The sequence below is a fragment of the Streptomyces sp. NPDC051320 genome (assembly GCF_040682175.1).
Lineage (GTDB): Bacteria > Actinomycetota > Actinomycetes > Streptomycetales > Streptomycetaceae > Streptomyces.
This window is the reverse complement of record NZ_JBFBAL010000015.1, coordinates 73296-100128: the sequence shown is the minus strand read 5'-3', so window position 1 is coordinate 100128 and position 26833 is coordinate 73296. Positions and strand designations below refer to the sequence as shown.

The following is a 26833-nucleotide window of genomic DNA, read 5'->3' as shown; positions in this document are numbered from 1 at the left end:
CAGTAAAGGTGGGGACTGACAGTCACCTTCAGGGACCAGGAGCCAGCCATGCCGCAGATCACCGTCGAGTACTCCGAGTCCCTGCGGGACACCTTCGACCGCCGGGGCTTCGCGCTGGCGCTGCACCCCGTGGTGGTCGAGACGGTCGCCGCCAAGATCCCCGCCTGCAAGACCCGCTTCGTCGCCGCCGAGGACTTCGTCGCCGGGGACGGCGCGGAGCAGGACGCCGCGATCGTGCACGTCGGGGTCGCCCTGCTGCCCGGCCGCACGGACGAGGCGAAGGCCCGGCTGTCCGAGGCGGTGCTCGGGCTCGTGGAGCAGCACCTGAAGCCGACGGACAGCCCGCTGCACATCTCGGCGGAGGTACGCGACCTGGACGTGTCCTACCGCAAGCGCTGACCGCAAGCGCTGACCGCGCCGCCGGAGTGTTCATGAAGCCCGGGGGGAATCCGGACTTCATGACGCAGACCGATCCGTCGCAGACCGAACCTCCGCTGACGCGAGGGCGCACGCGCCCCCGGCAGTCCTTATGGATCAAGGTGCCGGTGGCCCTGGCAGCCGTACTGGCCCTGCTCTTCGCCGGCAGCAGGCTCGACCTGCTGCCGGGTCTCGGAGACGTCTTCGGCGAGAAGACGACAGACCGCTCCGGACCGGCGCTGCTGAAGTCGATCCAGGACATGAGCCGCTACGAAGCCGCATCCGGGAACTTCCAGGTGGTCGTCGACCTCGAGAAGGACACCAAGTTCCTGCCGGACGCGATCCGCGGCTCCCGGGTGCTGTACGTCGGTGCCGGCACCGTCGGCTCGTACGTGGACCTCGGCAAGGTGGCCCAGGGCAACGTCACGGTCAACAAGGACCGGACCACAGCCACCCTCCGGTTGCCGCATGCCGTACTGGGCAAACCGGCGATCGACGCGGACCGCTCGTACGCCGTCTCCAAGCAACGCGGCCTGCTCGACCGGCTCGGCGACTTCTTCTCCGACAACCCGAACAACGAACACGCCGTGCAGAAACTCGCCGCGCAACACATCGCCGAAGCGGCCAAGGACAGCGGACTCGCCGGGCGCGCGGAGAAGAACACCACCAGCATGCTCCAGGGCCTGCTGCACTCCCTGGGCTTCAAGCAGGTGTCGGTCGTCTACGGCTGATTGCCCGGTCGCTTCGGTCTCAGCCGCCCCGCTGAGCGGGAACCGCCGGCGTCGGCGCCAGCGCGAGGAGCCGTCGCGCCAGATCCCCGAACGGCCCGTCCGGCGGCTCCTCGCACAGCACGCGCCGCACCACATCGGCCATCTCGTCGTCGTAGGCCGCACTCACCGCGGCCAGCGCCGCGAAGTCGTTCACCAACTGCGCTTCCAGCTCGGCCCGGGGAATACCGCGCCCGTCCAGCCAGATCAACGCCGTCGACTCGGCCAGCGACACCCACGACCGCACCACCAACCGCAGCCGCTCGGGCGGCTCCTGGACGTTCAGATGCGCCAGGATCTGTGTGCACGCGGCGTTCCTGACCTCCTCGATCATCGCGTTGGTCGCGGTTGACCCCACCGCGGGACCACCACGCATCAGCGCCGAGAAACCCGCCCCGTGCTCATCGACGAAGTCGAAGTACCGCTTCATCACCCGCAGCAGCCGCGCCCCCAACGGCCCTTCGCGCGGCTCGACGAACCGCGCGGCCAACTCATCGGCGGCCCGGCGCAGCGCCGCCTCGTAGAGGTGCTGCTTGCCGGGGAAGTAGTGGTACACCAACGGCCGCGAAATGCCCGCCGCAGCAGCTATCTCGTCGATCGACACATCTTCGGGGGCCCGGTGCCCGAACAGTTCCAGCGCGACGCCGATCAGTTGCTGCCTGCGCTCCTCGACACCCATCCTGCGGCGCACCCCGGTCGTCATACGAACAGCGTACCGAGTGGGCCTGTTCGGACGCCCGCCCGGTAGGGGAGCGAGTTGCCCCCCTTACGTCAGCGCTGGAGGCGGTGGCCGGACGAAGGGACGGCGCCTGGGTTACTCGGTAGGGCAGGCGGTGGCTCCGCACCCGGGTCCTGCAGCACTCGTAGGCTGACCGCCGTTTCGTTCAGGGGCGAGACAGCGAACCGGGTGTCCGCGAGATCCTCGACGCCGAGCACAAAGCTGATCATTAAGCTCAACGCTACATCGATTGGCAACGGCACGTCCGTGCCGTGGACTTCAGCGCATGACACATACAACTCCTCAGCAGCGCACAGCGATCGTCACCGGCGCAGCACGCGGCATCGGCGCCGCCGGCGCAGCGCGGCGCAGTCCATCCCGGTCGGGCGGGTCGGCGAACCGGAGGACGTCGCACACACGGCGTCCTTCCTGGTGAGCCGCGAGGCGGGATTCGTCTCCGGCCAGGTTATTTACGTCGCCGGCGGGCCGGTGGACTGAGGACGAACCGTCGGATGACCCTGGCCCTGGCCATGACCTGTGCCGTGGCCGTGGGCAACATCTACTTCCCACAGGCGATCATCCCGCCGGTTGCCGACGGGTTGCATGCTCGCGTCAGCCTTCTCCGCATGTCGGTGCTACCGAACAACCAGATTCCTCGCCTGGGCCCCGCGGAACGCATCGATTCCCGGGGCCGGCCGCGGCGTCCGGCCGGCGAGCCGGACGCCGCGACCGCGTACGTCAGGCCGGCGAGGTGATCGGCCGGCCGAAGTGCCGGGCGAAGAACCGGAGCGCGCTGTCGGCCTCGAACCGGGGCAGCTCCTTGTGCTTGCCCGAGTTCACGTGCAACGACTTCTCCTTTGAGGCGAAGGCGTCGAACAGCGCGAGACCCTCCTCGCGCGAGATGTGCTCGTCGTCCCACTGCAGGTCGAACTCGATCGGGATGGTGATCTGTTTCGCCTTCTCGGCCAGGACATCGGGCCAGTGCTGGCCGAAAACCGCAGCGGTGATCCTGGCCTCGTTCGCCACGAACGGTATGCCGATCGCGGTGCCCATGTTGATGCCCCAGAAGCCGACCGGCCCGCCGGTACCGATCTCCGGGAGCTCCTGGAGGGCGTCCAGGGCCGCCTGGTACTCGGGCACGGCGAGTTCGGCCAGGTGCGCGTTGTAGCGCACGACGATCGGGCCTTCCGGCTCGCCCGCCGCCCGAGCCCGGAACAGCTCGGCGATTTCCGCCTCGTCGTGCGCCGTGCGCGGCCGGTCGCCGTGACCGGGCGCGTCGATGACGGCGACGTGGAAGCCGCAGCCGGTCACGAGGAGACGGGCGCGGCCGGACATCGCCGGATGCTTCTTGTGGTTGCCGCCACCGTGGGCCATCAGGACCAGGGGTGCGTGATCGGCTGAGCCGGAAACCGGCGACCAGAGAACGCCGGGGACGCCGTCCACGATGAAGTCGCGTTCGACCATGCCGTTCGACGACGACTCGGCGGTGGACTGCAGAGAGCGCATACGTGTTGCCTTTCGGGAGTGCCTTGTTGTCGAGGCGCTCCCGGCGACACCTACGTCAATCGCCGACCGTGATGGGAAGGGAGAGCACCCACGTTGATACAGCGTTCATGGGTCTCACCTCCTCGGGCGGTGTCACGGTCGACTGCAAGCTACCAGCCCGGTGATCACCCCTCAACCCTTTTCCCCGCCGCGTCGTTACGACTCCGGACAGGCCCCTGGGTGGGACCAGGGACGGCTGGGCCGGACTGCTTAGCAGCGGGCCGCCGCGACGGGGACGGTGTCCCGGTCGCGGCGGCCCGGTTGTGCGGGTCGGCAGAAATCCGGCTCAGGCGGTGGCCACCGCGAAGATGTGCAGGATGCCACCGTCCGTGCTGGACGGCAGGGTCACGCTCGCCAGTTGTTTGCCCGCCTGGAGGGTGATCGGCGCGGTGGCGAAGATCTCCGTGCCCACCGGGTCGGCGCCGCCGCCCTGGACGTCGCGGTAGGGGGTGTGGACGGCGATCGTGTTGCCGAACGACGGCTGCTGGGAGCCGCCGCCCAGCGTCCAGTCGCTGAAGCCGACATCGGCCTGCTGCGTCGTGCCGTCCGTGTAGGTCAGCGTCACCGCGCCGGTTGCCTTTCCTTCGGCCGCGCTGCCCAGGAAGCTGAGCTTGGTGGCGTCCGGGGACGAGGGGACGGTGAGGACCTGGGGCGCGGTGCCGGCCACCTCGATGTTGTCCGGGGCGCCCGCGGTCACCTTCGGCCAGGTGAAGTCGAAGCCGTTGGCCGAGACCGTACCGCCTGGTGTGGCGCCGGCTGCGGCCAGTGCCTTGGCGGAGTAACTCCAGCCCTCGCCGTCGAAGTTGGCCTGCGGATTCGTGTCATCGGTGGAGATGCCGGTGCTGTTGCGGTTCCACAGCATGCCGTTCTTGGTGGCGACGGTCACCGCGACGGACGTCTTGGGGAGCGTGCTGCCGGTGGAGGACGACAGGGTGATCGGAACGGTGTAGTAGCCCTCCGGGGAGCCCGCTGTCGCCGAGACGGTGAGTGCGGCGCTCGCCGAGCCACCGCCCGGCACGGTGAAGTCACCCTCGGTGGGGGTGACCGTGACACCGGCCGGCGGGGTGGCCTTCCAGTGCACCGTGGTCGCCTTGTCCTCGAGCGTCTGCACCTTGACGGTGGTCTTCGCTCCGGTGGCGCCCGGCTCGACCTTCAGCTGCTCCGGGGTGGCGCCGGTGAAGTACTTCAGGCCGCCGCCCGGGAAGGACGGCGGGGCATCGGCGGCCGCACTGCCCCAGGAGGTGTCCGGCTTGTCGCCGAGGGTGTAGTCCAGGGTGCCGCCGCGGGTGACGAAGGAGGCGGGGACCCAGGGCTTGTCGGACCTCTTGCCGTTGGTGCGCAGGCTCTGGATGTACGTGTTGTCCGCCGAGGCGGCCGGGGCGTTGACCTTGATGGTCCGACCGTGTCCGGTGTGGATGACGGCGTGCGGGAAGAGCGGCGCGGAGAGTGTCAGATCGGCGCGGCTCGGGTTCTGCGGGTACATGCCCAACGCCGAGAAGACGTACCAGGACGACATGGTGCCGGCGTCGTCATTGCCGGGGATGCCGCCGGGGGCGTCGGTCCACAGCTGGTCCATCTCCGCGCGGACCGTCTGCTGCGTCTTGTACGGGGCGCCCAGGTAGTCGTACAGGTAAGGCGTGTTGATGTCGGGCTCGTTGGTCGGGTCGTAGCGGGTGGCGTCCTTGGCGGAGAAGTCGAACTTCCCGTCCGGCGTACGGAAGAAGGCGTCCAGCCGCTGCACCGCCGCGTCCTTGCCGCCCATCGCGCTGGCGAGCCCGGCAACGTCGGAGTACACCATCCAGGTGTAGCGCGCGCTGGTGCCCTCGACGAAGCCGCTGCCGGTGCCCGGCGTGAAGGTGCCGGCCCAGGTGCCGTCGGACTTGCGGTCGCGGATGTAGCCACCCTGTGGGGTGGCATTGGCGTCGAAGACGTTGGTCCAGTTGCCCGAGCGGTCCAGGAACGCCTTCTGGTCGGAGTGATCACCGAGGTGGGCCGAGAGTTCGGAGATGCCGTAGTCGGCCGCCGCGTCCTCCAGCGTCTCGGCGGCGCCACCCCAGCAGTGGCAGCTGTCCGACGGTACGTAACCGAGGTCGAGGTACTTGTCGAGCGCCGGGCGCTGGCCCACGCACTCGACGTTGCAGCCGGCGCTGTCGGAGTCGTTCGCGGTCGGTACGGTGGCCGCCTTCACCAGGGACTTCAGTGCGCCCTTGGCGTCGAAGTCATGGCCGCCGAAGGCGTAGATGCCGGCGAGTGCGACGTCCGACGGGTCGCCGGACATCACGCTGGTCTTGCCGTTCTCCAGCAGCCAGCGGTCCCACTCGCCGCCGCGCTGGCCGGCGTAGTTGTAGAGGGACTGGGCGTAGTCGCTGCCCGCCCGGGGATTGAGCAGCGTCATCAGCTGCACCTGAGCCCGGTACTGGTCCCAGCCGGAGAAGGTGCCGTACTGCGCCTTCTGCCCCTTGGCCAGCTTGTGCGGCTTCCGGTCGGCGCCCAGGTAGCGGCCGTCGACGTCGCTGGTCAGGGTGGGCTCCAGCATGGAGTGGTAGAGCGCGGTGTAGAAGGTGGAGCGCTGGGCGTCGGTGCCGCCGCTCACGCCGATCTTCTTGAGCTCGCGGTTCCAGGTCCTGGTGGCCTGCGACTTGACCGAGTCGAAGCTCTTGCGGGGGGCGTTCTCGGCGCGCAGGTTGGCCTCGGCGTTCTGCGGGCTGACGTAGGAGACGGCCACCTTCGCCTGTACCTCGCTGGTGCCGTCGGCGAAGGTCACGTAGGCGCCGGAGCCCTTGCCCGCCACCGGATTGCCGGACGAGCTGTACCCCGTACCACCGGTGGCCGCTGTGGAGCCGGGCTGCACGCTGCCGTCGGTCCAGGTGCCGACCTTGGCGAACGGTGTGTCGAAGTGGGCGGTGAAGTAGAGCGTGTACAGGTCCTTGCGGTTGTTCGCGCTCTGCGGGCCGCAGAAGTTGCCGGCGCTGACCGAACCGGTGACCGTCCGGGCGGCGGCGTCGACCTTGACGGTGGCGTCGGAGCTGCCGCTCTCCGAGTTGGACGTACGGAAGAGCATGCTGGCCGGTTTGTCCGCGGGAAAGCCGAACTGCCCCGAGCCGGTGCGGGCGGTGGTGGTGAGCGCGGCGGACGCGCCGCTGTCCAGGCCGACCTTGTAGTAGCCGGGCGAGGCCGTCTCGTTGCTGTTCGAGAAGGTGCTGGCGTACTTGGCGTCGGTGGTGTCCGCGGTGGGCGAGGAATCGACATCGCCGACATACGGCATGATCGGTATGTCGCCGTTGGCGCCCGAGCACCCGACACCGTTGAGGTGGGTGAGGCTGAAGCCGCGGATCTTCGTCGCGTCGTACTGGTAGCCGCCCGGCGCGGGCGTGGAGACCTGTTTGCCACGGGAGTTCTGCGGGCTCCAGGCCAGCATCCCGAACGGCTGCACGGCGCCCGGGTAGGTGTTGCCGGCGTTCGCCGATCCGATCAGCGGGTGGACGTAGGACGCCGGATCCTGCACGGCGCCCTGGGGATTGCCAGGGGTGGGCGCGGCCGACGCGGGGACGGCGGTGGCCGTCATCCCCAGGGCGGCCATGGCGGTCACTGCGACGGATCCGAGCGCTCTGAGCCCGGTGCGCGGCCGACGGTTGAGCGTGTCTGACACCGTTCCTGCCCTTCGGGTGTGACGGACGGTCAACGCGGCGGGAAGCACTGGGAAGGGACGACCCGACAACGTTGTCAACGACGTGTGGATGCTCTCCCGTGGGCACGGAAGTGTCAAGGATTCCGTGCATCCCCGTCCGCCGGACGGCCTTTCAGCGCAGGGCGCCGACCTCGGTGCCGTCCGCGAGCCGCCCGTTCAGCTGCGCCTGGGCGCCCTGCTCGGCGGGTACGGCGAGCAGATGGCCCGCTGCGCTGCCGGTCACCCCGCCCGTGGTGGCCAGCGAGGCGAACTGCGGGCTGCCCGCCGCCAGTACGAACCAGTGGCCGCCACGCGACTTCCACAGCACACCCGCCAGCACCTGCGGCTCGCGCTCCCCGCAGGCGGCCGTGTTCTCCGCGCGGGCCGCCACCGCGCCCGGCATGGCCGCCTTGGCGCCGGGCGGCTGGAACTGGGCGAGTACCCGGCTCCCGGTGCCCCGCCAGGTGTCGGCGCGGGTGCACAGCCAGCGCGCGGTGCCGTTGGACTCGGGCAGCTGCTGCGTGGCGAACTGCCAGGAGTTCACGGTGCGCACGCCGTGCGAGCGCACCGTGGGCAGCAGACAGGCGGTGTGCTGCCAGGCGGCCCGGTCGGCGGCGGTGGAGACGTCGTGCGGATCTGCGGGCGGCCCCGAGGTCAGCCGGGCCGGGGTCAGTTCGCCCAGGTCGGTCAGCATCCGGGTCGCGGTGGAGTCGCGCAGCTCGACGGTTTCCCAGGAGGTGCAGGTACGGGCCAGCGCGGGGCTCGGTACCGGGTCCGTGACCCCGTCCGCGCTGCGGTGCAGCGCCACCGCCCCGGCTGCCGGGGCGAGCAGGTCACGTACGGCTGCCTTCTGCACCCAGGGAGCCGTCAGGTAGCGGACGTTGCCGTCGGTGCGCCCGAGCACCACGGCGTCGGCACCGGCCTCGTCCGCGTTGTCCGCCCGTGCGAAGTCCAGCGCCGGGTCCCCGTGGCCCTTCTTCGGCTCGGCATACCGCACCACCCGCAAGCCGTCGTAGAGCAGCACCACAAAAGCCTGGTCGACGGTGCCCGCGTACAGCAGTTGCGCGGCGCCCATCGGCGGTCCTGCCGGGGTGCCCGGGGTGGTGGAGACCTGGACGCCTGCGCCGGGCCTCGCCCAGACGGCGAGGGCGCGGCGCAGCAGCGCCGAGTCGTGGGCGTGGTTGCCGCGGGCCGGCCACACGGAGAAGTCGGTGCGGGCCGAGGTCTTCCAGTCGGCCGGCGCGATCCGCAGCAGCTTGTCGGGTTTCAGCGCCTGCTCGGCGGCGGCGTTCCGGGCGTACGGTGGTGCGGCGGCCCCGTCGGCGCCCCAGCCGCCGTCCGGCAGAGCCAGCATCGTGCCGCAGACCAGCGCCGCGACCGTCGCGGCCAGCGCTGCCCGGCCCCGCCAGCGGCGCCGGACCAGATCGGTGGGCCTGGCCAGCAGCGAGCAGGGGTCGAACTCGGCGGATTCCAGCAGTTCGTACTGGGCGAGAGCGGTGTCCGCCTCGTCGAGCGCCGCTTCGGGGTCTTCGACCCGTGCTTCGTCGAGCACCCGCAGGATCGTCGGATCGTCGAGCTGCTCCAGGCCGCGCAGCACATAGGCGGCGCGGGCCGGGCCGGAGAGAGCGGCGAGCCGCTGGTCCAGGGCGAGTTCGTCGGCGCCACCGCAGTGCGGGTAGAGCTGCAGCCCCCATACCTGGGGCAGCAGCGGCGGCAGCTGTAGGCGCCGGGGCCGGCGGGCCCACCGGCGCGGCCGCGCGGCCACCAGGGCCGCCCTGAGTACCCGGCCGCGCACATAGGCGTAACCGTCGTCGCAGCTGTCGCCCCGGCGCGGCGACGGCAGGGCGTCCTCCTCGGCCCGGCGTCCGGTCGGCAGCGAACGCTGCGCCAGCGCGTGCGCGGTCAGCACCCTGCGGTGGCGGCCGAGCGCGGGCGGCAGGACGAGATACGCCAGCCGGACGAACCGGGGGTAGTGCTCGACGAGCGCGGCCTCGGCCTGCTCGGCATCGACGGGGGCGGTTTCCGGCACCGGGCTCGGGGCGACATCCTGTGGCTGCACGCCCAGCAGAACGAGTGAGCCGGTGGATGGTCACCGCCAGGCCGGTACGGGGTCGGGTACGGGGCGGCGAAGCTGCCGCCCCGTACCCCCGTGGCGCATGCTCAGTTGAGCGTCCACCCGCTGAATTCGACCGTGCCGCGCAGGCCGCTGCCGCCGTTGGTGGCGCTCATGAAGACGCCCACGTCCTGGGCGTCCGCGCTGGCCGGCACGGTCACCGTGGCGACCGTCCGCCAGGTCACGCCCCCGTCGGTCGAACAGGCGCCGGTGAAGGCCCCGCCGGTCCGGGTGAGCCGCAGCAGGACCGGTGCCTTGATCCCGGTGATGCGTTTGTAGGTGTCCAGCGTCCCGTCGCCGTTGGTGTCGTACGACAGCACCACGCCCTGGCCGGGCGTCACCGCCAGGTTGAGGAAACCGGGCGCGCCGGGGGTGGCCAGGCTGTTGCGGACGACGAGGCCGGACCTGGCCCAGCTGCCGGTGTTCTCCTGCGAGTCCACTCGCACGGTCACCGTCGTGCCGTCCACCATCGCCCCGGCCCGGAAGGCGGTGCCGAACTCGGTGGTGCCCTTCCAGAGGTCCTGCCCACCGCCGTTGATCGCCAGCCGGTCACCGAGTTGCCCGAACACCGCCTCGTTTCCGGTGTAGGTGCGCCAGGCGGCATCCAGCGGGGCCGCCACGTACACCGCGCTCGACCGGGTGACGCCCACCCGGTCATCGCCGCGCGGCCCGAACCGGGTGAGCAGCGCGTACGGCATCGGGCGCAGCGGGACGGTGAGCGGTTCGGCGGGTGCGGTGACCTCCCAGGAGACCGAGCCGGTGCGGCCGGGCCCGACGCTGCTGAGGAAGGTGTCACCCTGCGCGGTGGCGTCGAGGCCGGTCAGCGTGAAGTCGACCCGGCCGGTGGAGCGCAGCCCGTTGAGGTTGCGGAAGGACGCGGTGACCTTGCCCTTGCTGCCGGGAGTGAAGGCGACCGGCTCGGCCGAGACGGAGGCGGCGCCCTGGTACGGGGCGGTGGCGAGGGTGTCGTACACCTCCTGCGCGGTGCGCTGCGCGTCGCCGGTCGGCCGGACCGGGTAGGCGTCGGTCCGCCGGGTCCACGCCTCCTCGGACGGGTACCAGTCGAAGGACTTGGCGGCCCGGCCCTCGGCGAGTGCAGCCGTCAGCTCGTCCAGATAGGCCTGCCACTGCGGTAGATGGACATCGCACATCAGTCCGTGCCAGTCACGGTTGGCGTAGTTGCTGAGGTCGTTGGCGGCCGTGCGGTCTCCCCAGGTGGTGATCAGGGTCCGGGCCGTCCACTCCAGCCGCACCGCCTCGTCGGGGCTGGTCCCGAAGTTCCTGGCCTCCTCGAGCCAGGGGCCGAGCAGAAACGCCCGGTGGCAGCCGGCCATGGCGTCGGTGAGCCGCATCAGTTTCAGCCAGAGCGCGGCCAGCGCCCGGAAGGTGTCCAGGTCCTTGTCGGTGTAGGCGGCGTGCAGCTGCGGAAGCAGCATCCGGGCGCGGTCGGCCAGCGCCTGCCGGGCCAGGTCGGTGAGGTCGTAGCGGTAGGCGTCGGAGTCGCGCAGCGGACGTCGTACGTCGAGCAGGGAGGCGAAGGCCTCGTCGAAGCCGGCCGTGTCGAAGGCGAAGCGGACGGAGGCCGTGAGGCTCGGGCGGCGCGAGAAGGGCGAATCGACGGGGCGGCCGTCGGTGCTGGTCAGCTGGTACGCGGTGGTGGCCAGCGCGGCGAAGGCCGCCTGGGCGGCCGGATCGTCCTTGCCGTAGCGGACCCCGGCGTACCGGGTGAACCAGGCGGGCCGGTCGATCTTCTCGGTGCGCCAGGCGAGCTCGCTGAAAAGCTCGAAGGCCGCGGGGTCGCGCTCGGCGGCCTCCGGCATGTACGCGGTGCCGACCAGGGCGCTGCCCGGCTTGTCGCGCCAGGCGGTGAACTTCTCCGTCCAGCGGTCGGTGTCGGCGCCGATCGTGGTGCGGCCGCCGAAGTTGGGGATGGTGCCGAAGGCGTACGGGGCCCCGCCCCAGTCCTGCTCCCGGTCGGTGACGTTGTCGAGGTCGGAAAGACCGTCGACGATCAGCATCCGCCGGGTGTCGACAGCCTGGAGCAACTCGCGGCGCGGGTTGGCCTGCCAGCCGAGGATCACCCAGGTGGCGCCGGGACGCGCGGTCTGCAGGGACTTCTCCACGGCGCGCGCGGCGTCCGAGACCGGTACGTCGCCCGGGGTGCCGCCCTCATGGAGCAGGTCCATCTTGAAGTGCGCGGCGTCACCGAAGAGTTCCGCCTGATGCCGGTAGAAGGCGGCGGCGACCTGGCCGAACACCTCGGTCCGCGGGTCGAGCCAGTCGGGTCGCCGCAGCCCGTTCCAGGTGCCCTGCGGGACGACCCGGGCACCCGGGTTGCGGTCCGGGAAGCCGTCCGGAACGGTGCCGAAGTAGCCGGGGAAGACCGGGTGCATACCGAGGTCGCGCAGCCGGTCGGCGATGCGGCGGCCGAGCGCCGCGCGGCGGTCGATGAGCTCGGGGGAGAGCGGGCCGCCGTAACCGCTCATGTTCTGCAGCAGCCACCACGGCTGGTGGGAGGGTGCGGGCAGCCAGCTGCGGGCCTCGGTGTCGGAGTAGCCGAAGTCCTGCAGCAGCCGGTGGTAGACGGCTTCCTGGCCGGTGGTGATGAGGGCTTCGTTGCAGCCGTGCAGGGCGAGGACGTCGATCGTCCGCTCCCAGTGGTCCCAGTCGGCATACGGAGCGTTGTACCCGTCGTTGGTGTCGTTGAAGGCGAAGCGGTGCGGCACGGTCGCCGACTGCTGGACGGCCCGGCGCGGTGCGGGCAGCCGGTGCGGCAGGTCCAGCTGGGAGCTGTCCCAGGAGATGTGCGCCTGACAGACGTACTTCAGATACCAGTTCACACCGGTCAGCGCTGCCGCGGGGCCGGTGGCGGCGACTTCGATCCGGCCGGTCGAACCGGTGACACGGAACCGTTCGCGGCCGGTGAGCACGGTGAGCCGGAACTGGTCGGCGTGCTGGGGCAGCAGCCGCCGCAGGGCCGCCCGGGCGGGGCCGGTGTCGAGGTCGCTGCCGGCAGCTCCGGTGGTTCCCCCCGAGCCGGCCGGGCCGTCGGTTCCGGCGGCGAAGGCGGGAGAGGCGACGCCGAGCGTCGCTCCGCAGCCGATCAGCCCGGCGGTGCTCAGCAGCGTACGTCTCGACAGCGTACGCCTCGACAGCTCCGACATCTGCGCTCCTTATGTTGCTCGTGATGCTCGTGCGACAACAGGTGCATGCGCAGCGCAGGTTAATGAGGAGGCAGGGCCGGAGCAATGGTGCCTGATCAGTCTGACGGGGTAGACGATTCGCCCGCGAAACCGCTCCGGAGACGGCACGATGGGCGGATGCGTACCCGAGTGGCCGTGGCGGTCGCGGCCCTGAGCCTGGCGGCCGGCTGCTCGACCGCCCACCCGACCGCACACTCCCACGGAGTGCCCGCGGCGCCGAAGACCGCGACCGGCAGCCTGGAGCAGCTGGCGGTGAAGGCGAGGTGCAAACCGGACATCCAGACGGACGCCCGCGAACTGCGCCAGGCCAACTGTTCCACCGGCCAAGGACGGTACGTCCTGTTGACCTTCGCCACCGACCGTGGCCAACGCGAATGGCTCAACTCGGCCGAGGACTACGGCGGTACCTATCTGCTCGGCCGCAGGTGGGTCGCGGTCGGCGACACCGGGGTGGTCGCAGGGCTGCGCGGCCGGCTCGGTGGGACGGTGGAAGCCGGGTCGCAGCACCACCAGGGGAGTAGTGGCAGCGGGCGGAGCGACGGGCATTCCGGTCATCACACGAGCTGACCGCGCAGGTCGGGGGGCCGTTCTTCAGCGGCTCTTTCTCAGGTGCACGTGCGCCCGTTGTTGATGCAGGACACCACACGCCGCATCAGCTGGTCGCTGAAGACGTCGATGAAGTCGCCGTGATCGGTGATCGGCTTGTGCAGTTGCTCGGGGAACGAGTCGACGGCGAAGCCGGGGCCCGGCGGGACGTCGTACACGAGGCGCTCGACGAGCTGCGGGATGGCCTCGAAGCCGTTCGGACAGGCTCCGTTCTCGTCCGCGAGTGCCGTATGCGTGCGGTGATTGGCGCTGTCGATGTCGCGGCCGTCCCAGCAGTTCGGGAAATGAAAACTCCGTACCACCTTGCTGTCGGCCGGGCAGATGGGGTACTTGTCGGCGAGCTGACGGTTCTCGAATCCGGTGCAGGACCAGGAGGCGCCGGCATTGGCATCACCATTGGTGAATGCCTTGGCGTCACCGGTGATGATCCGCAGGAAGCGCGGCATCGCGGTGACCTTGCTGACCGGGCTTCCCTTCCAGGTGATGTCGACCTCGGCCGGTGTCTGAATCTTCCCGATGTTCTGGTCCTTTCCGCCGCCGTCCTCGTTCACGTCCTTCTCGTCCTGACCGTTCTGCAGCCGGAGGACGGGCCAGTAGTAGGCGGATTTGTCGCCCTGGTTCTTGCAGCTCGTCTGACCATTGGCCAATATCTCATCGGTCGAAAAGGCATCGGTGGCCTGATTTCCGACATAGTCGTGCGTGTGGTGCGCACCATTGCTCACCCCGGGGGCGACAATGACATTGGCCGGATTGAATTTCCCGTTCTCGTTGCGTCCGCAGTCGGAGGTGAACACTCCGGTGGAGCCGGATCGGAGCTGGCGTGGGGTGCGGACGTTGGGCTGTACGGAGGTGATGTCGACGAAGTCCGACGCCTCGGGACCGTTGCCCTGCTGGGCCTGGCCACCGCCCTCACCGCCCTGGCCACCGCCCTGATCACCGCCCTGATCACCGCCCTGAGCGTCACCCTGGCCGCCCTGCCCCTGCCCCTGGTAAGCGCCCTGGTCGCCTGCCTGCCCGCCGGCCTGGTCACCGTTCGGCGTTCCGTCGCTGCGCATCGTGCACGGGGCCAGTGATTCGAGGCCCCGCGGTTTCGCGGCGTGCCGGCCGATCGCGATGACTATCCGGTCGATGGCTGCGAAGCGCTTGTCCTTGAGCGGATTCAGAATGGCGTTCTGGGCGAAGTTCGGATCGCGTGCGATCTGGTCCCTCGAGTCCGCGAGTCTCTTGTACGCATCGGTGATCCGGCTGTCGATCCCGGCCAGTTCGCGGTCCACCTCCTGCCGTGCCGCATGCGGCACGTCCGGCAGTTGGTTCGACACGTCCGGGCAGACGATGGTGGACATCTGCCGAGCGGCGTACCGGCTCTGCTGGCTCTGCTGCCCGTATACCTGTGGGGAGTCGGGGCCCCGGTGGCTCTCTCCGGCCGACGCGTAGACGTTGACCGCGAGGAGGCCGCCGCCGCCCAGTACCAGCGCGGCCGATGCGACCAGCATACGGTTCGTCAGCGTGGAGCGTTTTCTTGATATGCGTCCCATGGAACTCCTCAGGCTTCGTATCCGGTAGGGGGGTTCCCGGCAGGGGAATTGAAGCGCGACGTTCCATACGGGCGCGGCGGGCGATCCGTTCAGCTGCTCCGAGAATTCGCGTGTGGCAGTGGGGCGGCCCGGTCCCACACCGTCCGGAAAGCGAGGCGCAGACAGGCGGCGAGCGCCGGATGCTCGATGAAGAGCGACGTCGTGGCGCCGGTGCCCGCGACCGGATCGGGCATGTCGCACAGCACCAGCGAAGCGTCGGCTATCACGAGTTTGATCGGCAGCTCGTCGGTGAATCGGGCCACCTCGCCGGCCTCGCCGAAACGTTTGACGTTCTCCAGCATCTCCTCGTCGGCCAGTGCGTCATAGGTGTAAACGGCCTGGACGGTGCCCCGGGCGCGGCTGATCCGCCGCGCGGCCTTGAGGCCGGAGACGTTGGCTGCCGGTGTGACGAAGGGGGGCGTGCAGAAGCTGAGCAGTTCGCCGGTCGCCTGATCCTGGATGTCGGCATAGCGCTCGGCGGTCTGCCGTGGGTCGCGCAACACCTCGATGTAGTCGAGCGGGTCGGTGTGTGTGCGGCCGTCGGACCAGAGCGGCAGCAGGGTCGCGGCCAGTCCGGCCGAGACGCGCTCCAACTGCTCGAGAGACTCCCGCCGACGGTTCATCAGCCTGGCGAGCGCGAGTTCGGGCGCCACGGCGGTGAAGGTGGCCACTCGACCGCGGTGGGCGACGGCCAGTTGGGCGCGGACCAGGGCATCGAGCACGTCGTAGATCCGCTGCCTGGGTACCTCTGCCTCCCGCGCGACCTGCGCCGCGGTGTACGAATCGCGTCGGACCAGGGCGAGGTAGACGCGTGACTCGTAGCGCGACAGGCCGAGTTCGACGAGGGCGCTGACCGACTCTTCCTCCGGCTCCATGGCGGCCACCGTATACGCGCTGCCGCACCGGGGAGCCGGTCGTGATCCAACCCATTTCCGGGGGAAGCCTTTACCTCCGGTATGCCGCACGGCTGTTGTCGGTGTGTGAGCGCGTCGCTACCTTCATCTCTGCCACCACTCAACGGGGTGGCATCCTACGAGGCATCTTGTCATGCACTCACCACACCCCTTGGCAAGGCGCCTCCGATCGTCCCGTCCGGGCGAATCGACCCCCCATGGAGGGCAGTTCCTTGTACTCGAAGAGACCCTTCGGCCTGACAAGGCTGACCGGCAGCGCCGGAACCGTGCTGCTGTCGGCCGCGGCGCTGATAACCGGCGGCCTGATAGCCGTCGCTCCGACCGCAGCCGCCCAGTCCGTCGGTGCCACCACCACGCATGCCGGCACCGCGCAGTCCGGCACCGCTGCCGTCAAGCGGCTCTGCGCCGAGCCCAGCAAGCCCGGCCGGATGGCCTGCCTCGCACTGGCGCGTACGGACGTGAAGCAGCACCTCGGAATCACCGCCAACGTCGCTCCTTCCGGCTACGGGCCCACCGATCTGCGCAGCGCCTACGCCCTGCCCTCGAACGCCGGCTCCGGTGCGACCGTGGCGATCGTCGACGCCCAGGACGACCCCAACGCCGAATCCGACCTGGCCACCTACCGCTCCCAGTACGGGCTGGCGGCCTGCACCACCGCCAACGGCTGTTTCAAGAAGGTCGACCAGAACGGCGGAACCAACTACCCCACCGCCGACTCCGGCTGGGCCGGTGAGATATCGCTCGACGTCGACATGGTCAGCGCCGTCTGCCCGCAGTGCCACATACTGTTGGTGGAGGCCGACACCGCCAGCATGGACGACCTCGGCACGGCGGTGAACCGCGCGGTCAGCATGGGCGCCAAGTACGTCTCCAACAGTTACGGCGGCGACGAGGACTCCACCGACCCCAGCTCGGACTCCACCTACTTCAACCACCCCGGCGTCGCGATCACCGTCAGCTCCGGTGACAGCGGCTACGGCGTCGAGTACCCCGCAGCCTCCCAGTACGTGACCTCGGTCGGCGGCACCTCGCTCAGCAGCTCGAGCAACTCCCGCGGCTGGACCGAGTCGGTGTGGGGCTCCAGCTCCGGCGGCGACGGCGCGGGCTCCGGCTGCTCCGCATACGACGCAAAGCCCTCCTGGCAGCACGACACCGGCTGCTCGAAGCGGACCGTCGCCGACGTGTCCGCGGTCGCCGACCCGGCCACCGGGCTTGCCGTGTACGACAGTTACCAGGCCAGCGGCTGGAACGTGTACGGCGGCACCAGTGCCTCGTCACCGATCATCGCCGGCGTGTACGCCCTCGCGGGCACCCCGTCGGCCAACACCGTGCCCGCCTCCTACCCGTACGCCCACACCTCCTCGCTCAACGACGTCACCTCCGGCGCCAACGGCAACTGCGGCAGCTACCTCTGCAAGGCCGCATCGGGCTACGACGGCCCGACCGGCCTCGGCACCCCGAACGGCACCGCGGCCTTCACCGGCGGCACCAGCACCGGTAACACCGTGTCCGTCACCAACCCGGGCAACCAGAGCACCAAGGTGAACACCTCGGTCTCCCTGCAGATCAAGGCCACCGACTCGGACACCTCCAAGTCCCTGACCTACAGCGCAACCGGCCTCCCGGCGGGCCTGTCGATCAACGCGTCGACCGGCCTCATCACGGGCACCCCGACGGCGACCGGCACCTCATCGGTCACCGTCACCGCCAAGGACTCCACCAACGCGTCCGGTAGCACGTCCTTCAACTGGACCGTCTCCACGTCGGGCGGCGGCGGCTGCACCGCGGCCCAACTGCTCGGCAACGCCGGCTTCGAGACCGGCAGCGCCGCCCCCTGGTCCGCCAGCTCCGGTATGGTCGACAACAGCTCCGGTGAGCCCGCGCACTCCGGCAGCTGGAAGGCCTGGCTGGACGGCTACGGCAGCACCCACACCGACACGGTCTCCCAGTCGGTGACCGTACCGGCCGGCTGCCACGCCACGCTGAGCTACTACCTGCACATCGACACCGACGAGTCAACCGGCTCCCGTGCCTACGACACACTGAAGGTGACGGCCGGTTCGACGACCGTGGCCAGCTACTCCAACCTCAACGCGAACAACGGCTACGCGCTGAAGTCCGTCGACCTCTCCTCGTTCGCCGGGCAGACGGTCACCCTCAAGTTCACCGGCGCCGAGGACGTGTCCCTCGGGACGTCGTTCGTCATCGACGACACCGCCCTGAACGTCAGCTGATCCGCACCACCGCGCCACTGGGGCCCGGAGTCCACGACTCCGGGCCCCTCGCGCCGGTTGCCGACCGCGGTCTCAGCCCCGGTCCAGATAGGCGAGCACGGCGAGTACCCGACGGTTGTCGTCGTCCGAGACCGGTAGGCTCAGCTTGGCGAAGATGTTCGAGGTGTGCTTGGCCACCGCCCGCTCGGTGACCACCAGTTGTCCCGCGATCGCCCCGTTGGAACGGCCCTGCGCCATCAGCTCCATGACCTCCAGCTCCCGCGGCGTCAGGCTGCCCACCGGCTTGTCCTGCGCGCGCCGCGACAGCAGCTGCTGGATCACCTGCGGGTCCATCGCGGTGCCACCCGCGGCGACCCGGCGTACCGCGTCGATGAACTGGTCCGCGTCGAACACCCGGTCCTTCAGCAGATAGCCGATTCCGCCGGTGCCGTCGGCCAGCAACTCGCGCGCGTACAGCTGCTCCACATGCTGGGAGAGCACCAGTACGGGCAGCCCCGGCCTCGCGCGGCGGGCGGCCAGGGCGCACTGCAGGCCCTCGTCGGTGTGGGACGGCGGAAGCCGGACGTCGACGACGGCGACGTCCGGCTCCAACTCGGCCAAGGCCCTGGTCAGTTCGGGCCCGGTCTCGACGGCGGCGGCGATCTCGAAGTCGTACGCCTCCAGCATCCGGACCAGGCCGTCCCTCAGGAGGAAGAGGTCTTCGGCGAGGACAACGCGCACGGAATCTCCATCGTCACCATGGTCGGGCCGCCGACCGGGCTGCTGACGGCCAGTATGCCGTCGAATGTACCCAGCCGGCGTTCGATTCCGCTCAGGCCGGAGCCCGCGCCGACCGCCGCACCGCCGCGCCCGTCGTCGGTGACCGACAACCGCAAGGTGGCGTCCGCGTGGTGGATGTCGACCCAGACGCGCCCCGCGCCGGCGTGCTTCACCGCATTGGTGAGGGACTCGCTGACCGCGAAGTACGCGGCCGACTCGACCGGGGCGTCGACCCGGCCGGTCATCTCCACCGACACCTCGCACGGGACCGGCAGCCGCAGCGCCAGTGCCCGCACGGCGTCGCCGAGACCGCGTTCCGCGAGGACCGGCGGGTGGATGCCGCGCACCAGGTCCCGCAGTTCGGCCAGCGCCTCCGCGGAGGACTCACGTGCCATCGACAGCATCTTCCTGGCCTGGGCGGGGTCCTTCTCGATCAGCGCCTCGATGGTGGACAGGTTCATCCCCATGGCGACCAGCCTGGCCTGGGCACCGTCGTGCAGATCCCGCTCGATCCGGCGCAGTTCGGCGGCCGAGGTGTCGACGGCGTCGTGCCGGGTCGCGGTGAGCCGGTCGATGCGCTCGCCCAGTTCGGCCTCCCTGGTGGGAGCCAGCGACGCCGCGGTGAGCCTGAAGTGCACCGTGACCAGTGGGCGGCCGAACCGCAGACCGAGCGCGATCAGGACACAGCCGAGCAGCGCCGCGAGTCCTGCCGTGAACGAGCTGGTGACATGCACGAATCCGTACCAGAGGCCGCCCCCGCCGGCCTGGTCGATCGGCCGCCACAGGCCGGTCGGCAGCAGAATGCCGAAGAGCCCGTGCAGGAACAGCCCGGGCGGCACCAGGGCGGTGACGGCGCCGGCCGTCATGTCGACCAGCATCCACCGGATGTCCCGCCAGGTCGCCGGGTCCTTGACCATGATGGTGCAGCGCTCGACCTGACCGGTGACGCCCTTCCGTGCGTCCCCCGGGAAGGGCCGGTACGGCACCGGAATGGGCACGCCGCCCCACCGCGCAGCGAGCAACCTGCGCTGATTGGCGTGCGCCCGCACCAGGGTCAGCACGGCAGGGGTGGTGAAGACGCCGACACCGATCGGGATCAGCGCGATCGAGACCGCGGTCAGTGTGAAGAGCGTGATCGACCCGATGAGGGAGATCAGCGCCAGCGTCAAGCCCTGCACGGCTGCCAGTGCGCCGTCGCGCGCCTTCGTCGCATTCATGGTGTGGGTCCCTCTCGTCCTCGCCGGACGGCTGCCGGTCGTGACCAGTCTCGCCGGAGCCGCCCGCCGGGTCATTGGGGCCGGCCCCCCCACCGGGGGGTGTAGCCGGCAACACCACGGGGCGCGTATCAGGGGGCGTACTTGTACCCGACGCGGCGCACCGTCCGGATCGCGTGCCGGTGCTCGGCGCCCAGCTTGCGGCGCAGCCTGGCGACGTGGACATCGACGGTCCTGCCGTCGCCCACATGCCCGTAACCCCACACCGTGGTCACCAACTGGTCGCGGCTGTGCACCCGGTGCGGGTGGGCGACCAGATGCGCGAGCAGTTCGAACTCGAGATACGTCAGGTCGAGCGGCCGCCCGTCCACGGCGGCGGTGCGCTGCGCACTGTCGATCCGCACCGGCTCGCCGGACAGGGCCTCGGCGGTGGGCGGCGCCACCGGCCCGGCGTCGGCCGGTACCAGTACCAGATAGCCGATCATCGGCGGCCGGCCGGGCGCGCTGGGCACGGTGTGCTGGGGCGCGGGCAGCCAGGTCGCGCCGGGCCGCAGCAGATCGGCGACCTGGACCACCTCGTCCGGGTCCACGGCGCGGAGCCCGTGGCGGTGAAGGGGAAGAGACGTGGTGGTCGCGGTGGAGAGGAAACGAATGTCAGCCATGGGGAGTCAGCTTTCGCGCGGAGGCCGTCGAGGGACGTACGTCGTGCGCGCCGGCCGAAGACCTGCGGAGAGGTGTTAGAGGGCCGGCGCCTGCGTCGCGCGGCAACACACCCGGTCGAAGTCATGGTGCTGACGTGACGGCCAGAACGGCTCGAGGTCGTTGCGACCCGCCGAGGTCGTCCGATAGCTGTCCATGCCCCCATTGAAGCAGACCGGGCCGGGCGGCAGGAGGGGCTTCTCAGCACGTGGGCAACTCATTCCGGCGCTGGTTCCGGGCGCGGTTTCCGCATGCCGGGTGATGGCGGACACTGGCGACCATGACAAACCCACCCGCGAGCACGCCATCCGCCACGCCACTCCGTATCGGGCTGCTCGGCACCGGCCCGTGGGCGCGGGCCACGCACGCCCCCGCGCTCGCCGCCCACCCCGGGGTCGAACTCAGCGGGGTGTGGGGCAGGCGCCCGGAGGCGGCGGCCGAGTTGGCTGCCGCACACGCCACGACCGCGTACGAGAAGGTGGACGCCCTCTTCTCGGCGAGTGACGCGGTCGCGGTCGCCCTGCCACCGGACGTCCAGGCCCCGCTCGCGGCCCGGGCGGCCGCCGCGGGATGCCACCTGCTGCTCGACAAGCCGGTCGCCACGACGGTCGACGGCGCTCGCGCGGTCGTCGACGCGGCCGAGCGGGCCGGCGTCGCCTCGGTGGTCTTCTGCACCCTGCGCTTCGCCCCCGAAGTGGCCGCCTGGATCAGCGAACAGGCCGCGGTGCCAGGCTGGTTCGTCGGGCGCGCGCAGTGGCTCGGGGCGCTGTTCTCGCCCGACGCGGACAGCCCGTACGCCGCTTCCCCGTGGCGCAAGGACAAGGGCGGCCTCTGGGACGTCGGCCCGCACGCGCTCTCCGTACTGCTGCCGGTGCTCGGTGACGCCGCCGAAGTGACGGCGGCCGGTGGCCCCGGCGACACCGTTCACCTCGTACTGAGGCACGCATCCGGCGCCTCGAGCTCCGTCACGCTCAGCCTGAGCGCGCCGATCGAGGCGGCAGGCGTGCAGGTGGAGTTGCGCGGCAACCACGGCGTGGCGACCCTGCCGGCGGGCGGCGGTCGCCCCCTGGTCCCCTTCGCGGCGGCGGTCGACGCCCTGCTCGACGCGGTACGGACCGGGGTGCCGCACGCCTGCGACGCACGGTTCGGGCTACGGCTCACCGAGATCCTGGCGGCGGCGGAGGGGCAGTTGCACCCCAACTGAGGGGTTCGGGTCGTGGCAGGCTCCGGCCCCTGCCGCAGGGGGATCAGCGCCGGAGCGCCTCCCGTACGGCTTCCTCCGAGCGGCCCACCACGGCCGTCCCGTCGTCCGCCGTGATGATCGGCCGCTGGATCAACTTCGGGTGGCCGGCCAGCGCCTCGATCCAGCGGTCGCGCGCCGCGTCGTCACGCGGCCAGTCCCTCAACCCGAGTTCCTTCGCCTCCGCTTCCTGGGTCCGGGTGATGTCCCAGGGCTCGAGCCCGAGCCTGCCGAGCACCGCCCGGATCTCGTCCACACCGGGGACGTCCTCCAGGTAGCGGCGGACGGTGTACGAGGCGCCTTCGGCGTCCAGCAGGTCCACTGCGCTGCGGCACTTGGAACATGCGGGATTGATCCAGATCTCCATATGCCACAAGATACGCCAGAGGTCTGCCGTATCCCCTCTGGCCAGGGGCTTTTGTCAGTGGTGGGCGGTAAACTAGAGGTAGTTCGTGAGGGTCCCACCACCAGCGCCTGGAGGTCGCCGATGGCCGTCGCCACGTTCCCGACGGAGCCCCTTCTCAAGAAGCCACTGCCCGCAGGAAAGCCACGCGACTGGTACGTCTCGCACAACCGCAGGCTGAAGGCGATGCGGCTGGCGATCGCCCTGCTCGACTCGGGTGTCTACCAGCCGACGCAGGCGCCGAACCGGAAGATACGCTCCACCGCGGCCCGTATCGGAATCCACCCGCCGTCCGACGCGACCTGCCGGATGGTCCGCTTCCTGATCCGCTACGGGCGCTGACCGCCGGACCCCGGCGTAGCCCCGGCCACGTATCCCTACCGTTCTGCTCGCCCGGTGGCTGCCCGCATCCGCAGCCACCGGGCGAGCGGCTCCTCCCGCGCCAGGACATAGCCCAGCGCGATCCCCACCGTGACGCAGGTGAACAGGGCGATCAACCAGGAGAAGGTCGTGAACACCGCGCCCAGCGGGCCGAATCGGTCGACGCTCCGCTGCAGCGTGCGCGGCACGTAGAGCCGCGAGCCCCAGGTCAGCCCCACCACCGCCACTGCGGTGAGCGCTGCTCCCGGCAGCAGCGGCAGCCAGGTCACCCGGCCGCCCAGCAGCAGCCATTGGGTCCACCACCACAGCAACAGGCTGACCACCAGGGACAGCGGCACACCGACCCACGGCCCGGCGAACGGACCGGTGTGCACGGCGCCCTGGGCGAGCAGCGCGACCAGCCACACCACCAGCCACACCACCCAGCGCCAGGCGATCAACCGCAGCCCGGCGGCCGGCACATGCCAGGAACGCTCGCAGACCCGCTGCAGCGCCCTGCTGCACGCGGTCGCCGAAAGCACCGTCACCAACGCCCCCACGATCCCCGAGGCGTCCTTGGTCTCTCCGTCCTCGGCGCTGAGCACCCGCTGCACCTCGTCGAGCGAGCTGTCGTTGAGCCCCATCACCGCATGCAGCGAGCTGACGAGTTGGTCGCGGACGTACTGCGGTGCGAAGGCGCCGATGACGAAGAGCACCGGGACCGCGGAGAGGAACGCCTGGGCAGCCAGCCGGGTCGCCGAGTCGAAGATGTTGACCGCCGCGAGCTGGCCGGCCACCCGGCCGGCCAACGGCGTCCGGCGGCGGAAAGCCCGCACAGCGGAGGTGAATGGCTCAGGCATGCCGTCCACCCTGCTGCCCGCTCCACGGATCGACCGCGCGGACGCGCGCGGCATTGGGCTGATCCGCCCCTCAACCAGCGGGAGCCGCGGGCCTGGTGCCGATGACCACCGTGGCGTACAACTCCTCGGACCTGGCGACCCGGGGGACCAGGCCGGCGGCTGCCACGGTGGCGACGGCCGACCCGGTCTGACGCTCGCTCGTCTCGAACAGCAGGTGTCCGCCCGGCGCCAGCCATCGCGGCGCCGCGGCGGTCACCCGCCGCACGATGTCGAGACCGTCCGCGCCACCGTCGAGCGCCACCCGCGCCTCGTGCACCCGGGCCTCGGCGGGCAGCAGACCGATCTCCTCGGTGGGTACATAGGGCGCGTTGGCCAGCAGGATGCCGATACGGCCGCGCAGGGCCGCCGGCAGCGGGTCGTAGAGGTCGCCCTCATACACCCGGCCGCCCACCGCGTCGACGTTGCGGCGGGCGCACCGCACGGCGGCCGGGTCGACATCGGCGGCGTACAACTCCGCCCCCTCACCCAGGGCGTGGACGAGGGCGGTGCCCAGCGCCCCCGAGCCGCAGCACAGATCCGCCACCACGGCCCGGGTCGGGGCGAGAGCGGCGGCCTGTTCGACGAGGAACTCGGTGCGGCGGCGCGGTACGAAAACCCCGGGATCCACGGCGATCCGCAGCCCGTGGAACTCCGCCCAGCCGAGGACGTGTTCCAGCGGCAGGCCGAGCACCCGCCGGTCGACCATGGCGGCGAGCTCGGCCGTACCGCCCGCCGCGGCGAGCAACAACTCGGCCTCGTCCTCGGCGTATACGCAGCCGGCAGCGCGCAGCCTGGTGATGACCGCGGAGCGGGAAAGGGGTGGTACGGGTGAAGGTGAGACCGACATGTGAGCCTTTCGGGATGCCTCGCGGGGCTCCCTCGCTCACCTGGGCCGGACGGACCGTACGGCAGTGAGGGGGAGTACCCGACCTGATGCAGCGGTGATGGGTCTCACCTCCTCGGTAGCGTCCACGGGAGTGGGGTCTGCGTATCGGACGTCGCCACAGTACAGCAGCCGGCACCGCCGGGCGGCCGGCTACTTCAGCAGGCGTGACATCCGCCGGTCCGCGAGGGGTTTGCCGCCGGTCTGGCAGGTGGGGCAGTACTGCAGCGCCGAATCGCTGAAGGACACCTCACGGATCGTGTCGCCACAGACCGGACACGGCTCGCCCTTCCGCCCGTGCACCCGCAGCCCGCTCTTCTTCTCCGCCTTGAGATTCCGCGCCGGCAGCCCGCGGGCGCGTTCCACGGCTTCGGTGAGCGTCGTACCGATCACCTGATGGAGCCGGACGATCTCCTCCTCGGAGAGGTTGGCGGCCGGCTTGAACGGCGACATCCGGGCCGCGTGCAGAATCTCGTCCGAGTACGCGTTGCCGATGCCGGCGATCACCGACTGGTCGCGGAGGATGCCCTTGATCTGGCGGCGCTCACCCGCCAGCAGTTCGGTGAAGGCGGCCAGCGTGAACGACTCGGAGAGCGGATCGGGCCCGAGCCGCGCCACCCCGGGTACCTCCAGGGGGTCCCGTACGACGTACACCGCCAGGTGCTTCTGGGTGCCCGCCTCGGTCACGTCGAAGCCCGCGCCTCCAGATCCGGAAAGCCGGACCCGCAGGGCGAGCGGCCCCTTGCCGGGCCGCGGCGGCGCGTCCGGCAGCTTGTCGCTCCAGCGCACCCAGCCCGCCCGGGCGAGGTGCATGACCAGGTGCAGTTCTCCGGCCCGCAGATCGAGGAACTTGCCGTGCCGGGTCACCGCGTCGAACGTCCGGCCCTCCAGCGCGGTGACGGGCGGGTCGTACGTCTTGAGCGCGTGCACCGCGACCGGGTACACCCGGGCGGCCTCCCGGCCGACCACGTGATCGGCCAGGAACCCGGTGAGCGACTCGACCTCCGGCAGTTCCGGCATACGGCCAGTCTGCCTCGGGTCGGTCGTCTCAGGCAGCAGGGACGCGGTCCAGGAAGCCGTGCACCGTACGGATGCGGCCGTCGTCGGCCAGGGCGATCACATCGGAACCGGCGACCGGCGCGGAGCCGTCGGCCGCCGAGACCAGCTCCCAGCCGAAGCGTGCGACGCCGTGGTGGCCGTCGACCGTACCGGTCTGGCGGAAGGCGAAGCCGGGACCCCCGTCCTTGCTCCAGGCGGTGGCGGCCCCCGCCTTGGCGACGTCCTCGGAGCCCTCGGCGTTCCAAGCGGTGAAGTAACGGGTGACGGCGGCCTCGTGCACGGACATGAGGAATCAGCCTCCCGCGAGGTCGTACGGGCCGGTGGGACCGGAACCCGGAGGAGGGAGGTCCCCGGGTTCCGGATGACCTCAGCCTGCCGTGCGACCAGGAACGGGTCGATTACGCCGGAGGTAATGGCCCGTCCGCCCGGCCGCCCGCCCGTCCGCCCGTACGGCCCCTGAGCCGGCGCCGGACCGCTCGCCCTGTACGCCTCAGCCGGCCATCGCCGCCGACATGTCGGCGGCCCACTCCCAGGGCGCCGCGGTGCCGCCCGGGTCCGAGTTGAAGTACTCCCACCCGGCGACGCCGCCGAAGTCCGGGTACTCGTCCGAGAGGCCGGCGACGGTCGACTTCAGTGTGTCCATCGGGACGTAACCGCTGCCGCAGTTGGCCGCGTTGGTGAGGGTCCCGGCCACCACCTTCGACGGCGGTACGACGCCGTGGTCGATGACGCCCTCATAGCCGCCGGTGTTCTGCAGCGAGCCCCAGCCGCAGTAGAACTGCGCGTTGAACCAGCTGATGGCATCAGCCCGGTCGCGGTAGAGGGCGTCGTAACCGAAGCCGGACAGGTTGCCCCCGCCGTTCAGTGCGGTGGCGACGGGGGCCAGGGTCACCAGGAAACCGGCACCGAAGTCGCTGTGCAGCTGGTCGATGACCCTCTCCACACCGGGGAGCGACATCTGCTCCTCGACGTCGAGGTCGATACCGTCGAGGTGGTGGGAGGAGACCACGTTCTTCAGCTTCGGGTAGTACGTGTCGAAGTCGGTGTCGAGCCGCTGGAAGCTGCCGACCGCGGCTCCGCCGAGCATGCCCAGGACATGCACGCCTTGGCCCTGCATGGCGCTCAGGTCGCTCCACATCTGATCGAACTTCGGGTCGTCCGGGGAGGTGTCGTTGAGCGTCACGCTGCCGTCGTCGTTGAGATGGATCGCACCGGCGATCACATCGGTGACCCCGGTGGCGTGGTCCGTCAGGGCGCGGGGGGAGACATAGCTGCCGTTGTCGAACTGGGTCTGGTAGTACACGACGACGCGTTTGCCCGTCGTGGCACTGGCCTGTGCGGCGGCAGCCGGCGGCAGGGCAAGTCCGACGGCCGAGAGGGCCAGGGCGGTGAGCAGCTTTCGCAGGCGCACGGTGAGCTCCATGTCTGTGGGGGTGTTGACATGAAAGCGCTCTCGAGCCGGGTCCCACAAGCCCCGTCCGGAAGGCAGGGGCGCCCTCGGCAACCCCGGCTCCACCGAACTGCGCAATGATCCGCGGCGGCCGCCCGGCCCGGCGCCG

24 protein-coding genes and 1 pseudogene are annotated in these 26833 nt (G+C 70.6%); 8 read left to right on the top strand and 17 right to left on the bottom strand.

Annotated features, from left to right (window positions below; all coding sequences use genetic code 11):
• The first annotated feature begins 48 nt into the window (after nt 1–48).
• Entirely contained in the window at nt 49–399 is a 351-nt protein-coding gene (locus AB0M87_RS28125; protein ID WP_365857765.1) for an isomerase, read from the top strand.
• 59 nt (nt 400–458) lie between these two features.
• Complete coding sequence (locus tag AB0M87_RS28120; protein ID WP_365857763.1) at nt 459–1148, top strand: DUF4230 domain-containing protein; 690 nt, start codon at nt 459–461, stop codon at nt 1146–1148.
• A 19-nt stretch (nt 1149–1167) separates the two neighbouring features.
• On the opposite strand, the gene AB0M87_RS28115 is transcribed toward AB0M87_RS28120, so the two are convergent.
• Both AB0M87_RS28115 and AB0M87_RS28110 read right to left on the bottom strand, forming a co-directional pair.
• The gene (locus tag AB0M87_RS28115; RefSeq protein WP_365857761.1) at nt 1168–1887 is read right to left on the bottom strand and encodes a TetR/AcrR family transcriptional regulator; all 720 of its coding nucleotides are present in this window, start codon (nt 1885–1887) and stop codon (nt 1168–1170) included.
• A 140-nt stretch (nt 1888–2027) separates the two neighbouring features.
• Nucleotides 2028–2132: pseudogene (locus tag AB0M87_RS28110) on the bottom strand (transcriptional regulator); the annotation flags it as partial.
• Between AB0M87_RS28110 and AB0M87_RS28105 the strand changes: the two are divergent.
• Together AB0M87_RS28105 and AB0M87_RS28100 are read left to right on the top strand one after the other, a co-directional pair.
• Complete coding sequence (locus AB0M87_RS28105) at nt 2092–2400, top strand: SDR family oxidoreductase (protein ID WP_365857759.1); 309 nt, start codon at nt 2092–2094, stop codon at nt 2398–2400. The pseudogene AB0M87_RS28110 and the gene AB0M87_RS28105 overlap by 41 nt on opposite strands.
• A 14-nt stretch (nt 2401–2414) precedes the next feature.
• Nucleotides 2415–2657, top strand: coding sequence for a hypothetical protein (locus AB0M87_RS28100; protein WP_365857757.1), 243 nt, complete (start codon nt 2415–2417; stop codon nt 2655–2657).
• Here the strand turns inward: AB0M87_RS28100 and AB0M87_RS28095 are convergent.
• The 4 genes from AB0M87_RS28095 to AB0M87_RS28080 form a co-directional block, all read right to left on the bottom strand.
• Entirely contained in the window at nt 2641–3408 is a 768-nt protein-coding gene (locus AB0M87_RS28095; protein WP_365857755.1) for an alpha/beta hydrolase, read from the bottom strand. The genes AB0M87_RS28100 and AB0M87_RS28095 overlap by 17 nt on opposite strands.
• Nucleotides 3409–3733: 325 nt before the next feature.
• Complete coding sequence (locus AB0M87_RS28090) at nt 3734–7027, bottom strand: GH92 family glycosyl hydrolase (protein ID WP_365857843.1); 3294 nt, start codon at nt 7025–7027, stop codon at nt 3734–3736.
• A 220-nt stretch (nt 7028–7247) separates the two neighbouring features.
• Complete coding sequence (locus AB0M87_RS28085) at nt 7248–9182, bottom strand: hypothetical protein (protein ID WP_365857840.1); 1935 nt, start codon at nt 9180–9182, stop codon at nt 7248–7250.
• A gap of 92 nt (nt 9183–9274) precedes the next feature.
• Nucleotides 9275–12391 carry an alpha-N-acetylglucosaminidase gene (locus AB0M87_RS28080; RefSeq protein ID WP_365857753.1) on the bottom strand — a complete coding sequence of 1039 codons (3117 nt, stop codon included), beginning with the start codon at nt 12389–12391 and terminating at the stop codon, nt 9275–9277.
• 156 nt (nt 12392–12547) lie between these two features.
• Here AB0M87_RS28080 and AB0M87_RS28075 point away from each other — a divergent pair, with 156 nt between their 5' ends.
• On the top strand, nt 12548–12997 hold the full coding sequence (locus AB0M87_RS28075; RefSeq protein WP_365857751.1) for a hypothetical protein: 450 nt from the start codon (nt 12548–12550) through the stop codon (nt 12995–12997).
• 38 nt (nt 12998–13035) lie between these two features.
• Here the strand turns inward: AB0M87_RS28075 and AB0M87_RS28070 are convergent, their stop codons facing one another.
• Complete coding sequence (locus AB0M87_RS28070; protein ID WP_365857749.1) at nt 13036–14571, bottom strand: DUF1996 domain-containing protein; 1536 nt, start codon at nt 14569–14571, stop codon at nt 13036–13038.
• 89 nt (nt 14572–14660) lie between these two features.
• Entirely contained in the window at nt 14661–15485 is an 825-nt protein-coding gene (locus AB0M87_RS28065) for a helix-turn-helix domain-containing protein (RefSeq protein ID WP_365857747.1), read from the bottom strand.
• 251 nt (nt 15486–15736) lie between these two features.
• Here AB0M87_RS28065 and AB0M87_RS28060 point away from each other — a divergent pair, with 251 nt between their 5' ends.
• Nucleotides 15737–17758 (top strand): putative Ig domain-containing protein, encoded by a 2022-nt coding sequence (locus AB0M87_RS28060; protein ID WP_365857745.1) that lies wholly within the window; start codon nt 15737–15739, stop codon nt 17756–17758.
• Between the two features lie 72 nt (nt 17759–17830).
• Here AB0M87_RS28060 and AB0M87_RS28055 read toward each other — a convergent pair whose 3' ends face one another.
• The 3 genes from AB0M87_RS28055 to AB0M87_RS28045 form a co-directional block, all read right to left on the bottom strand.
• Nucleotides 17831–18478: a response regulator transcription factor gene (locus tag AB0M87_RS28055; RefSeq protein WP_365857743.1), complete on the bottom strand. Its 648-nt coding sequence runs from the start codon at nt 18476–18478 to the stop codon at nt 17831–17833.
• The gene (locus AB0M87_RS28050) at nt 18442–19734 is read right to left on the bottom strand and encodes a sensor domain-containing protein (protein ID WP_365857741.1); all 1293 of its coding nucleotides are present in this window, start codon (nt 19732–19734) and stop codon (nt 18442–18444) included. The genes AB0M87_RS28055 and AB0M87_RS28050 overlap by 37 nt, the downstream gene beginning before the upstream one ends.
• 128 nt (nt 19735–19862) lie before the next feature.
• Entirely contained in the window at nt 19863–20393 is a 531-nt protein-coding gene (locus tag AB0M87_RS28045; protein WP_365857739.1) for a winged helix-turn-helix domain-containing protein, read from the bottom strand.
• Nucleotides 20394–20710: 317 nt separating this feature from the next.
• Between AB0M87_RS28045 and AB0M87_RS28040 the strand changes: the two genes are divergently transcribed.
• Nucleotides 20711–21634, top strand: a complete 924-nt coding sequence (locus AB0M87_RS28040; RefSeq protein ID WP_365857737.1) for a Gfo/Idh/MocA family oxidoreductase — start codon at nt 20711–20713, stop codon at nt 21632–21634.
• 43 nt (nt 21635–21677) lie between these two features.
• On the opposite strand, the gene AB0M87_RS28035 is transcribed toward AB0M87_RS28040, so the two are convergent.
• On the bottom strand, nt 21678–22037 hold the full coding sequence (locus AB0M87_RS28035; protein WP_365857735.1) for an arsenate reductase family protein: 360 nt from the start codon (nt 22035–22037) through the stop codon (nt 21678–21680).
• A 120-nt stretch (nt 22038–22157) separates the two neighbouring features.
• Here AB0M87_RS28035 and AB0M87_RS28030 point away from each other — a divergent pair, with 120 nt between their 5' ends.
• Entirely contained in the window at nt 22158–22415 is a 258-nt protein-coding gene (locus tag AB0M87_RS28030; RefSeq protein WP_365857733.1) for a hypothetical protein, read from the top strand.
• A 35-nt stretch (nt 22416–22450) separates the two neighbouring features.
• Here AB0M87_RS28030 and AB0M87_RS28025 read toward each other — a convergent pair whose 3' ends face one another.
• The 5 genes from AB0M87_RS28025 to AB0M87_RS28005 all read right to left on the bottom strand — a co-directional run bounded on the left by AB0M87_RS28025 (nt 22451) and on the right by AB0M87_RS28005 (nt 26685).
• Nucleotides 22451–23293 (bottom strand): YhjD/YihY/BrkB family envelope integrity protein, encoded by an 843-nt coding sequence (locus tag AB0M87_RS28025; RefSeq protein ID WP_365857731.1) that lies wholly within the window; start codon nt 23291–23293, stop codon nt 22451–22453.
• A gap of 70 nt (nt 23294–23363) precedes the next feature.
• Nucleotides 23364–24179, bottom strand: a complete 816-nt coding sequence (locus AB0M87_RS28020; protein WP_365857729.1) for a putative protein N(5)-glutamine methyltransferase — start codon at nt 24177–24179, stop codon at nt 23364–23366.
• Nucleotides 24180–24368: 189 nt separating this feature from the next.
• Nucleotides 24369–25235, bottom strand: a complete 867-nt coding sequence (locus AB0M87_RS28015; protein WP_365857727.1) for a DNA-formamidopyrimidine glycosylase family protein — start codon at nt 25233–25235, stop codon at nt 24369–24371.
• Between the two features lie 28 nt (nt 25236–25263).
• Nucleotides 25264–25560: a nuclear transport factor 2 family protein gene (locus AB0M87_RS28010; protein WP_365857725.1), complete on the bottom strand. Its 297-nt coding sequence runs from the start codon at nt 25558–25560 to the stop codon at nt 25264–25266.
• A gap of 204 nt (nt 25561–25764) precedes the next feature.
• Nucleotides 25765–26685 (bottom strand): glycosyl hydrolase family 18 protein, encoded by a 921-nt coding sequence (locus tag AB0M87_RS28005; RefSeq protein ID WP_365857723.1) that lies wholly within the window; start codon nt 26683–26685, stop codon nt 25765–25767.
• Nucleotides 26686–26833: the final 148 nt, after the last annotated feature.

Excerpts from the sequence above, each read along its gene's own strand:
- AB0M87_RS28125 (WP_365857765.1), top strand. The coding sequence starts at position 49 with ATGCCGCAGATCACCGTCGAGTACTCCGAGTCCCTGCGGGACACCTTC.
- AB0M87_RS28120 (WP_365857763.1), top strand. The coding sequence starts at position 459 with ATGACGCAGACCGATCCGTCGCAGACCGAACCTCCGCTGACGCGAGGG.
- AB0M87_RS28115 (WP_365857761.1), bottom strand. The coding sequence starts at position 1,887 with ATGACGACCGGGGTGCGCCGCAGGATGGGTGTCGAGGAGCGCAGGCAG.
- AB0M87_RS28100 (WP_365857757.1), top strand. The coding sequence starts at position 2,415 with ATGACCCTGGCCCTGGCCATGACCTGTGCCGTGGCCGTGGGCAACATC.
- AB0M87_RS28095 (WP_365857755.1), bottom strand. The coding sequence starts at position 3,408 with ATGCGCTCTCTGCAGTCCACCGCCGAGTCGTCGTCGAACGGCATGGTC.
- AB0M87_RS28090 (WP_365857843.1), bottom strand. The coding sequence starts at position 7,027 with ATGGCCGCCCTGGGGATGACGGCCACCGCCGTCCCCGCGTCGGCCGCG.
- AB0M87_RS28080 (WP_365857753.1), bottom strand. The coding sequence starts at position 12,391 with ATGTCGGAGCTGTCGAGGCGTACGCTGTCGAGACGTACGCTGCTGAGC.
- AB0M87_RS28075 (WP_365857751.1), top strand. The coding sequence starts at position 12,548 with ATGCGTACCCGAGTGGCCGTGGCGGTCGCGGCCCTGAGCCTGGCGGCC.
- AB0M87_RS28070 (WP_365857749.1), bottom strand. The coding sequence starts at position 14,571 with ATGGGACGCATATCAAGAAAACGCTCCACGCTGACGAACCGTATGCTG.
- AB0M87_RS28065 (WP_365857747.1), bottom strand. The coding sequence starts at position 15,485 with ATGGAGCCGGAGGAAGAGTCGGTCAGCGCCCTCGTCGAACTCGGCCTG.
- AB0M87_RS28050 (WP_365857741.1), bottom strand. The coding sequence starts at position 19,734 with ATGAATGCGACGAAGGCGCGCGACGGCGCACTGGCAGCCGTGCAGGGC.
- AB0M87_RS28045 (WP_365857739.1), bottom strand. The coding sequence starts at position 20,393 with ATGGCTGACATTCGTTTCCTCTCCACCGCGACCACCACGTCTCTTCCC.
- AB0M87_RS28040 (WP_365857737.1), top strand. The coding sequence starts at position 20,711 with ATGACAAACCCACCCGCGAGCACGCCATCCGCCACGCCACTCCGTATC.
- AB0M87_RS28035 (WP_365857735.1), bottom strand. The coding sequence starts at position 22,037 with ATGGAGATCTGGATCAATCCCGCATGTTCCAAGTGCCGCAGCGCAGTG.
- AB0M87_RS28030 (WP_365857733.1), top strand. The coding sequence starts at position 22,158 with ATGGCCGTCGCCACGTTCCCGACGGAGCCCCTTCTCAAGAAGCCACTG.
- AB0M87_RS28025 (WP_365857731.1), bottom strand. The coding sequence starts at position 23,293 with ATGCCTGAGCCATTCACCTCCGCTGTGCGGGCTTTCCGCCGCCGGACG.
- AB0M87_RS28020 (WP_365857729.1), bottom strand. The coding sequence starts at position 24,179 with ATGTCGGTCTCACCTTCACCCGTACCACCCCTTTCCCGCTCCGCGGTC.
- AB0M87_RS28015 (WP_365857727.1), bottom strand. The coding sequence starts at position 25,235 with ATGCCGGAACTGCCGGAGGTCGAGTCGCTCACCGGGTTCCTGGCCGAT.
- AB0M87_RS28010 (WP_365857725.1), bottom strand. The coding sequence starts at position 25,560 with ATGTCCGTGCACGAGGCCGCCGTCACCCGTTACTTCACCGCTTGGAAC.